This window comes from Streptomyces sp. NPDC060000 (assembly GCF_042737375.1).
GTDB lineage: Bacteria > Actinomycetota > Actinomycetes > Streptomycetales > Streptomycetaceae > Streptomyces.
This window is the reverse complement of sequence record NZ_JBHWUU010000011.1, coordinates 124481-132231: the sequence shown is the minus strand read 5'-3', so window position 1 is coordinate 132231 and position 7751 is coordinate 124481. Positions and strand designations below refer to the sequence as shown.

The 7751-nt window shown below is 70.4% G+C and carries 10 protein-coding genes and 3 tRNA genes; 4 read left to right on the top strand and 9 right to left on the bottom strand.

Going from position 1 to position 7751, the window contains the following annotated elements; all coding sequences use genetic code 11:
- Positions 1-59 precede the first annotated feature (59 nt).
- The 7 genes from ACFWBB_RS09150 to ACFWBB_RS09120 form a co-directional block, all read right to left on the bottom strand.
- Positions 60-1508 (bottom strand): DHA2 family efflux MFS transporter permease subunit, encoded by a 1449-nt coding sequence (locus tag ACFWBB_RS09150; protein ID WP_385268715.1) that lies wholly within the window; start codon positions 1506-1508, stop codon positions 60-62.
- A 104-nt stretch (positions 1509-1612) separates the two neighbouring features.
- Positions 1613-2182 (bottom strand): TetR/AcrR family transcriptional regulator, encoded by a 570-nt coding sequence (locus ACFWBB_RS09145; protein ID WP_385268713.1) that lies wholly within the window; start codon positions 2180-2182, stop codon positions 1613-1615.
- A 110-nt stretch (positions 2183-2292) separates the two neighbouring features.
- On the bottom strand, positions 2293-2721 hold the full coding sequence (locus ACFWBB_RS09140; protein ID WP_385268711.1) for a MaoC family dehydratase: 429 nt from the start codon (positions 2719-2721) through the stop codon (positions 2293-2295).
- A 7-nt stretch (positions 2722-2728) separates the two neighbouring features.
- Positions 2729-3211 carry a MaoC family dehydratase N-terminal domain-containing protein gene (locus tag ACFWBB_RS09135; RefSeq protein WP_385268709.1) on the bottom strand — a complete coding sequence of 161 codons (483 nt, stop codon included), beginning with the start codon at positions 3209-3211 and terminating at the stop codon, positions 2729-2731.
- Between the two features lie 135 nt (positions 3212-3346).
- Complete coding sequence (gene rpmG, locus ACFWBB_RS09130) at positions 3347-3511, bottom strand: 50S ribosomal protein L33 (RefSeq protein WP_003948671.1); 165 nt, start codon at positions 3509-3511, stop codon at positions 3347-3349.
- 96 nt (positions 3512-3607) lie between these two features.
- Positions 3608-3680, bottom strand: a tRNA-Met gene (locus tag ACFWBB_RS09125).
- Between the two features lie 46 nt (positions 3681-3726).
- Positions 3727-3799: transfer RNA gene (locus tag ACFWBB_RS09120), tRNA-Thr, on the bottom strand.
- Positions 3800-4119: 320 nt separating this feature from the next.
- On the opposite strand from ACFWBB_RS09120, the gene ACFWBB_RS09115 reads away from it, so the two are divergent.
- Together ACFWBB_RS09115 and ACFWBB_RS09110 are read left to right on the top strand one after the other, a co-directional pair.
- Entirely contained in the window at positions 4120-5385 is a 1266-nt protein-coding gene (locus ACFWBB_RS09115) for a hydrolase (RefSeq protein WP_385268705.1), read from the top strand.
- Between the two features lie 131 nt (positions 5386-5516).
- The gene (locus tag ACFWBB_RS09110) at positions 5517-6173 is read left to right on the top strand and encodes an SDR family oxidoreductase (RefSeq protein WP_385268703.1); all 657 of its coding nucleotides are present in this window, start codon (positions 5517-5519) and stop codon (positions 6171-6173) included.
- A gap of 42 nt (positions 6174-6215) precedes the next feature.
- On the opposite strand, the gene ACFWBB_RS09105 is transcribed toward ACFWBB_RS09110, so the two are convergent.
- Entirely contained in the window at positions 6216-6437 is a 222-nt protein-coding gene (locus ACFWBB_RS09105; RefSeq protein ID WP_385268701.1) for a hypothetical protein, read from the bottom strand.
- A 98-nt stretch (positions 6438-6535) separates the two neighbouring features.
- Between ACFWBB_RS09105 and ACFWBB_RS09100 the strand changes: the two genes are divergently transcribed.
- Positions 6536-6847, top strand: a complete 312-nt coding sequence (locus ACFWBB_RS09100) for a hypothetical protein (protein ID WP_385268699.1) — start codon at positions 6536-6538, stop codon at positions 6845-6847.
- An 88-nt stretch (positions 6848-6935) separates the two neighbouring features.
- Here ACFWBB_RS09100 and ACFWBB_RS09095 read toward each other — a convergent pair.
- A tRNA-Tyr gene (locus ACFWBB_RS09095) sits at positions 6936-7017 on the bottom strand.
- A gap of 225 nt (positions 7018-7242) precedes the next feature.
- On the opposite strand from ACFWBB_RS09095, the gene ACFWBB_RS09090 reads away from it, so the two are divergent.
- The gene (locus ACFWBB_RS09090) at positions 7243-7731 is read left to right on the top strand and encodes a YajQ family cyclic di-GMP-binding protein (RefSeq protein WP_328480289.1); all 489 of its coding nucleotides are present in this window, start codon (positions 7243-7245) and stop codon (positions 7729-7731) included.
- Positions 7732-7751 lie beyond the last annotated feature (20 nt).

Sequence of the window (7751 nt, the reverse complement as noted above, 5' to 3'; positions counted from 1 at the left end):
CAACGCCTGGTGGGCGGGGCCGTACGCGCGCGTGCAGGGTGCCGGGGGTGCCGGGTGTCTCAGCGTCCGGCGCTCTCCAGGGCGGGCGCCGGACGGGACTGCGCCTCGGTCTCCGCTCCGGCGTGGACCGCTCGCCGCCCGGCCGGTATCAGCAGTGCGGCGAGCCCGGCGAGGGCCACCACGGCCGAGCCGGTGACCAGCGCGGGCCGCAGCCCGTCGACGAAGGCCTGGCCGGACTCGTAACCACCCTGCGCCGAGAAGATCGACGACATGATCGCGATACCGAGGGCGCCACCGACCTCCCGCAGCGCGTTGTTGGCGCCCGAGGCGATCCCCTGTTCCTGCGGCCGGACGCTGGACATCACCAGGCTGGAGGCCGGGGCGAAGAACAGCGCCATGCCGATGCCGCTGACGATCAGACCGGGCAACTGGACGGCGTAGGAGGCGTCGACGGTCGCCACGGCCGCCATCCAGCCGAGTCCGACGGCCTGGAAGAAGAGCCCGGCGGCGACGACCGGCCGGCCACCGACCCGGTCGGAGAGGATGCCGGCGATCGGCGCGACAAGCATCGGCATGCCGGTCCACGGCAGCATCCTGAGACCGGCCTCCGTGGGCGAGTAGCCGAGCACGCCCTGCATGTACTGGCTGAGCAGGAAGATCGAGCCGAACATCCCGAGGAACATCAGCAGGCTCGCCGCGTTGATCCCGGCGAAGGCACGGGAGCGGAAGAGGCGCATCGGCAGCATGGGGTTCTTGGCCCGCAGCCCGTGCAGGACGAACCCGACGAGCAGCGCGCCGCCCGCGACCAGACCGGTCAGCACGAGCGAGCTGGTCCAGCCGTCGGCCGGCCCGCGCACCAGGCCGTAGACGAGCCCGAAGAGACCGCCGCTGGCGAGCAGGGTGCCGGGGATGTCGAGCGGGGCGCCGGTGCCGTACGACTCGGCGAGGCGCAGCCGGGCGAGCGGCAGCAGGGCGAGGCCCAGCGGAACGTTCAGCCAGAAGATCCAGTGCCAGGACACGTGTTCGGTGAGGCTGCCGCCGATGAGCGGCCCGGAGGCGACCGCGAGTCCGTTTACCGCGCCCCAGATGCCGTACGCCATCCCACGCTTCGCGGCCGGCACGGCGGCGGTGAGCAGGGTCAGCGTCAGCGGCATCATGACGGCCGCGCCGACGCCCTGGATCGCACGGGCGGCGATGAGGGAGTCGATGCCGGGCGCCATGGCCGCGGCGGCGGAGGCGACGGTGAAGACGGTGAGCCCGGCGAGGAACATCCGCCGACGGCCGAACCGGTCACCGAGCGCGGCGCCGAACATCAGCAGCACGGCGAAGGTGAGCGTGTAGGCGCTCACGGTCCATTCGAGGTCGCCCAGCCCGCCGCCCAGATCCTTGCGGATGGACGGCAGGGCGGTGGTGACGACGAGGTTGTCGAGCGCCGCCATGAACCCGGCGACGCTGGTGATGACGAGGGCCCAGACGGTTCCCCCGCGACGTGCGGTCTGCTGTGACATCGCTCCCCCAGCTGGTGTCGATCTTTGGTTAGTAATTGATAACTAACTTTTGCGCCCAAAAAGGACCTCGAGGCGCCCGTCGGAGGACCCGCGCCGCACCTGCACTACTTCTCCAGTCGGCCCTTGGCCCGAGCCGACGGATACAGCCCTTCCCAGACCCGGTGTTCGGGCGGAAACCCCATGGCGACCAGGCAGTTGACGAGCATGCCGTACGCCATGAAGGTCGTCGTCTCGTTCACATCGGCACCGAGAGGCAGGTGCACGGTGTCCCAGAGCCGCATCCATCCGGCCCGCACGGTCTCGCCGAACCCGTACTCGCCCTCCGCCTCCGCGGCGGCCACCGCCACGTACGTCTGCATCTGCATCATCAGCCGTTCGGGCTGCTCCGCGATGACCTTGATGTACGCGTTGGCCATGGCATGCAGGGCCTCTTCGCCCTCCAGCCCCTCGGACGCCTCCCTGAACGTACGGACGGTGTCTTCCATGCAGCGCTCGGAGGCCGCGAGGAAGATCGCTTTCTTGCCCGGGAAGAGCCGGAAGAGATACGGCTGCGAGACACCCACGCGCTTGGCGATCGCCTCGGTGGACGTGCCGTGATAGCCGCCCCGGGCGAACTCGCTCGTCGCCGCGCGGATGACGCTCTCGCGCCTCTCATCTGCGCTCATCCTGACCATGCGACTAAGTTAGTACTCAATCACTAACTACGTCAAGGCCCGAATACGCGGTGAGGGGCGCCTCGCAATGGAGGGCGCCCCTTACCGCTGTTCGTGTGACTGTTTCGGGATCAGGCCAGCCGTACGACCGCCCTGGACATCCCGAGGACCTTCAGGCCGCCGCTGGTCACGGTCAGGTCGACCCGCACGGTGTTGTCGTCGAGCTTGGCGCCCACCTTGCCGCTGACCTCGATCACGGCGCCACGGTCGTCGTCCGGGACGACGACGGGCTTGGTGAAGCGGACGCCGTAGTCGACGACGGCGCCCGGGTCGCCGGTCCAGTCGGTGACGACACGGATCGCCTCGGCCATGGTGAACATGCCGTGCGCGATGACGTCCGGCAGGCCCACCTCCTTGGCGAACCTCTCGTTCCAGTGGATGGGGTTGAAGTCCCCGGAGGCACCCGCGTACTGCACGAGCGTGGCGCGGTTCACAGGGAAGGACCGGGCCGGCAGTTCGGTGCCGACCTCGACCTCGTCGTAAGCGATCTTCGCCGTCATCGGTTCCTCACACCTCCCCGTCCGTGGTGACCACGGACTCCGCCGGCTCCGCCGCGCGGGCGACGAGCTTGGTCCAGGCGGTCACGACGTGCTCGCCGCTCTCGTCGTGGACATCGCCGCGGATGTCCAGGATGTCATTGCCGGCCATGGACTTGACCGCCTCGATGGTCGAGGTGACCGTCAGCCGGTCACCGGCGCGCACCGGCCGCTTGTAGGCGAACTTCTGGTCACCGTGCACCACGCGGCTGTAGTCGAGACCCAGCTGAGGGTCCTGGACGACCTGCCCCGCCGCCTTGAAGGTGATCGAGAACACGAAGGTCGGCGGCGCGATCACATCGGCGTAGCCGAGCGCCTTGGCGGCATCCGGGTCGGTGTACGCCGGGTTGGCGTCGCCCACGGCCTCGGCGAACTCGCGGATCTTCTCGCGACCGACCTCATAGGGATCGGTGGGCGGGTAGGTCCGCCCGACGAAGGACTGGTCGAGCGCCATGGCCTCGGCACCTCCTGGTTGCTATGTCACTCTGCGTCGCTCTGTTGCAGCGTTGCTCTACTGACCGGTACAGGTCGCTCAACGACACGAGGCCGCCCCCGATCACTCGGGGACGGCCTCGCATACGAGCCTGATTTATCGCGTTTCGCGGTGCGCGGTGTGCGCGTTGCAACGCGGGCAGTGCTTCTTCATCTCCAGTCGGTCCGGGTTGTTACGCCGGTTCTTCTTGGTGATGTAGTTCCGCTCCTTGCACTCCACGCAGGCCAGCGTGATCTTCGGGCGGACGTCGGTGGCAGCCACAGGAGTGCTCCTTGACGAACGGATGGGACGAATGACGCATTAACGCATAGAAGAGTAGCCGATCGAAGGACCGACCCCACAATCGGCTACTGTCAGTAGCGGTGACCGGACTTGAACCGGTGACACAGCGATTATGAGCCGCTTGCTCTACCGACTGAGCTACACCGCTTTGATGGGATCAGGTCCCGCCTCACGACGGGAACCTCACCCACCAGAGCCCCAATACGGAATCGAACCGTAGACCTTCTCCTTACCATGGAGACGCTCTACCGACTGAGCTATTGGGGCGAGCGAGGAAGACATTACACGGTCCGCAGCCGTTCACCCAAATCCGTTTCGCGAGGCCCTCCGGGACCGCCCGGAGGGCCGTTCCCCAAGGTCCCGGCGGTCTCCCGAGCCCCTCCCGCACGCCGGACCACACCGGTACGACTATTGCGCTCCTCCCCGCTCGCGCCGAAACGCCGTCCTAGGCTCGACTCACTCTGCGTGATCTTGCGCCCCCGCCACCCTGCGTAGCCGCTCACCCGTCACACCCGCCACACCCGCCACACCCAGCCCCCGCCTCACCCGCGTCCCCGCGCAGTCCCGAGCCGAGCCCCTGGAGCGCGATGCCCGACAGCCAGCCGCAGCCGCCCCCCTCGTCGTCCCCGTCGGGCTCCTCGGGGGGTTCACCGGATCCGGCCGCCCTCCTGCTGCGCGGGGCGCGCCTGACGGACGGCCGGACCGTGGACGTACGGCTGGGCCGCGGGCGCATCGAGGCGGTCGGCACGGCCGGCAGCCTGGCGGCCGGCCCCACGCATGGCGGCACGCGCGTGGATCTCGGCGGCTACCTCCTGCTCCCCGCTCCCGCCGAGCCGCACGCGCACGCCGACACCGCGCTCACGGCCGACGCCGACGGCCCCGTCTCGTACGCCCCCGAGGATGTCCAGCGCCGTGCCACGGAGGCCGCGCTGCTGCAACTGGGCCACGGCGCGACGGCTGTGCGCGCCCACGTGCGCGTGGGCGACGTCCAGGGCCTCGGCGCACTGGACGCCGTCCTGCAGGCCCGGCGTTCGCTGCGCGGGCTCGTCGAGTTGACGGCCGTGGCGATGCCCCGGGTGCTGACCGGGGCGGCCGGGGCGGACGGGCTCGCGATGCTGCGGGACGCGGTGAAGATGGGCGCCTCGGTGGTGGGCGGCTGCCCGGACCTGGACCCCGATCCGACGGGCTATGTGGAGACCGTCCTGGAGGTCGCCGCCGAGCACGGCTGCCCCGTCGACCTGCACACCGACGCCGCCGACCCGGCCCGTCTCGCCCGCCTGGCGGCGATGGCCGGCGGTCTGCGCCCCGGCGTCTCCCTCAGCCCCTGCGGGGGCCTCGACCACCTCCCCGCCGAAACGGCCACCCGCACCGCCGACCAACTCGCCGCCGCCGGCGTGACGGTGGTCTGCCTTCCCCAGGGCGGCTGCGGCGCCGTCGAACTCCGGGGCGCGGCGCCCGTACGGCTGTTGCGTGCGGCCGGCGTGCGGGTGGCGGCGGGCGGCGGGGCGTTGCGGGACATCTCCAACCCGGTGGGCCGCGGCGACCCCCTGGAGGCGGCCTACCTGCTCGCCTCACGCCACGGCCTGCGCCCCGAGGACGCCTACGACGCCGTGAGCACGTCCGCACGGGCCGCGCTGGGCCTCCCCGAGGTCCGCGTGGAGGCGGGCTTCCCGGCCGACCTCCTGGCCGTTCGCGGCGACCGGCTTGCGGGCGCCCTGTCCCTGGCGTACAGCAGGATCGTGATCCACCAGGGCCGCGTGGTGGCCCGCACCAGCGCCGTTCGCGAGTACCGCAGCTCGGCGAGCGCACCGGAGTGGGGCCTGCCGAGGCAGGGCCGGGGGGAACTGTCGTAGGACCGCGGACCGACCGGCCACCACGGCGGCCCGCGTCGACGAGGCGGACGCGCGCGGGAAGTTGAGGCCGCCGGTCGGTCCTGGGTGAGGCCGTGCGGCGGACGCGGCTGTCCGGGCGTACGGTCGGAGGCATGCGCATTGTCATCGCTGGTGGTCATGGTCAGATCGCGCTGCGGCTGGAGCGCCTGCTCGCCGCGCGCGGGGACGAGGTCGCGGGGATCATCCGCAAGGCCGAACAGGGCGACGACCTTCGGGCGGCCGGCGCCGAACCGGTCGTCCTGGATTTGGAGTCGGCGTCCGTCGAGGAGGTCGCGGAGCGGCTGCGCGGCGCGGACGCGGCGGTGTTCGCGGCGGGCGCCGGCCCGAACAGCGGGACGGCCCGCAAGGACACGGTGGACAGGGGCGCGGCGGTGCTGTTCGCCGACGCCGCGGTCCGGGCGGGCGTACGGCGCTTCGTGGTCGTGTCCTCCATGGGCGCGGACCCGCGCCACCAGGGCGACGAGGTCTTCGACGTCTACCAACGCGCCAAGGGCGAGGCGGACGCGTACGTGCAGGGCCTGGAGTCCCTCGACTGGACGATCCTGCGGCCCGGCGCGCTGACGGACGACGCGGGCACCGGGCTGGTCCGCCTGGAAGCCCGTACGGGCCGCGGTCCGGTCCCTCGCGACGACGTGGCCGCGGTACTGGCGGAACTGCTGGACAGCCCGGCGACGTCCGGCCTCACCCTGGAGCTCGTCAGCGGCTCGGCGCCGGTACCGGTGGCGGTCAAGGCGGTTGCCGGGAACTGAGACAACGGCGCCGGACCGAGGAAGTTCCGCGCGCTACGCGCGCTAGAAGAGGGGCAGCTGTCCTGGAAAATCCGGGACCACGTACCCGTCCAACGACGGCTGGGCCGCGCCCAGTTGCGCCGTGCTGCGCGAACCGGGGCAGGAGACCAGGTCCCCGGTCTCCCGCGCTCCCGGCGGGTCGTGCCGGGCGAACCGTCCGGCGACGACGGCGATCTCGCGGCGGCACTCGGGGCAGGTTCTACGGCGGCTGGACGCGCTGGACATATGGCCAGTCTGCCCCAGTGGGCCACGCGGGTACCCCATGGCGGGACGCGCCCCGCTCGCCGCGCGGAAGTGCGGTCAGCTCCCTAGCATCCGTACACGTGGCACATACCTTCGAGGAACTCGTGGAAAAGCAACGCGCGGCCGACGAGGCACACGCGAGGGTCGAAGCGCTGCGGGACGCGTACGGCGCGCCCACGGCCACCACCTGGTCGGACATCCAGACGGACACCTACGAAACCGCCTGGCGCGCCTGGCGCGACCTCGCCCGCGACGTACAGGCAACGGTGACCGAGTACGCCAAGGACGAGAACAAGCCGCGCAACGACGTCGAGGCGGAGGTGAAAAGGGTGGCGAAGCCACCTTCGGCGCAAGCACCGGAGGCCCGGGAGGACTCTCCCGAAGGGGACTGAAGGCGCGTAGCCCTCCGCCCTCCCCCTCACACGAAGAAACCCCTCCGCTCTGCGTTTCCGCAGTTCGGAGGGGTTCCCTCTCTCAGCGTGGCGGCGCCAGGGTTCGAACCTGGGTAGGCTGAGCCGGCAGATTTACAGTCTGCTCCCTTTGGCCGCTCGGGCACACCGCCGGGCTTGCTGCCCATTCGAACCGCTTTTCGGCGGCGCTCCCTGGCAACGACGTAAACGATACCCGATGCCCAGGGGTGCTTCGCCACCTGATTCCTCGCCGCCCGGAGGAGGCGGGGTGACTAGGCTTGTGCGGATGCGGCCCGGGATCACGCCGGGCTCGGCGGTCACCCCCACGTACGCCGATACGCACCCGACACGCACCCCGATACAAGGAGCCACAGGACATGGCCGACTCCAGTTTCGACATCGTCTCGAAGGTCGAGCGGCAGGAGGTCGACAACGCCCTCAACCAGGCCGCCAAGGAGATTTCGCAGCGCTACGACTTCAAGGGCGTCGGCGCCTCGATCTCGTGGTCCGGTGAAAAGATCCTGATGGAGGCGAACTCCGAGGACCGGGTGAACGCCGTTCTCGACGTCTTCCAGTCCAAGCTGATCAAGCGCGGGATCTCCCTGAAGGCGCTGGAGGCGGGCGAGCCCCAGCTCTCCGGCAAGGAGTACAAGCTCTTCGCGGAGATCAAGGAAGGCATCTCCCAGGAGAACGCGAAGAAGGTCGCGAAGCTCATCCGCGACGAGGGCCCCAAGGGTGTGAAGGCCCAGGTACAGGGCGAGGAACTGCGTGTCAGCTCCAAGAGCCGTGACGACCTCCAGGCCATCATCACCCTGCTCAAGGGCCAGGACTTCGACTTCGCTCTGCAGTTCGTGAACTACCGGTAGCCGGACGAACGGCCGGCCGG

What these genes read in the sequence shown, in the direction of transcription:
- ACFWBB_RS09135 (WP_385268709.1), bottom strand. Translation starts at nt 3,211, where the DNA reads ATGGCGCTCGACCAGTCCTTCGTCGGGCGGACCTACCCGCCCACCGAT.
- ACFWBB_RS09110 (WP_385268703.1), top strand. Translation starts at nt 5,517, where the DNA reads ATGCGCATTGTCATCGCTGGTGGTCATGGTCAGATCGCGCTGCGGCTG.
- ACFWBB_RS09145 (WP_385268713.1), bottom strand. Translation starts at nt 2,182, where the DNA reads ATGGTCAGGATGAGCGCAGATGAGAGGCGCGAGAGCGTCATCCGCGCG.
- ACFWBB_RS09115 (WP_385268705.1), top strand. Translation starts at nt 4,120, where the DNA reads ATGCCCGACAGCCAGCCGCAGCCGCCCCCCTCGTCGTCCCCGTCGGGC.
- ACFWBB_RS09150 (WP_385268715.1), bottom strand. Translation starts at nt 1,508, where the DNA reads ATGTCACAGCAGACCGCACGTCGCGGGGGAACCGTCTGGGCCCTCGTC.
- ACFWBB_RS09090 (WP_328480289.1), top strand. Translation starts at nt 7,243, where the DNA reads ATGGCCGACTCCAGTTTCGACATCGTCTCGAAGGTCGAGCGGCAGGAG.
- ACFWBB_RS09140 (WP_385268711.1), bottom strand. Translation starts at nt 2,721, where the DNA reads ATGACGGCGAAGATCGCTTACGACGAGGTCGAGGTCGGCACCGAACTG.
- ACFWBB_RS09105 (WP_385268701.1), bottom strand. Translation starts at nt 6,437, where the DNA reads ATGTCCAGCGCGTCCAGCCGCCGTAGAACCTGCCCCGAGTGCCGCCGC.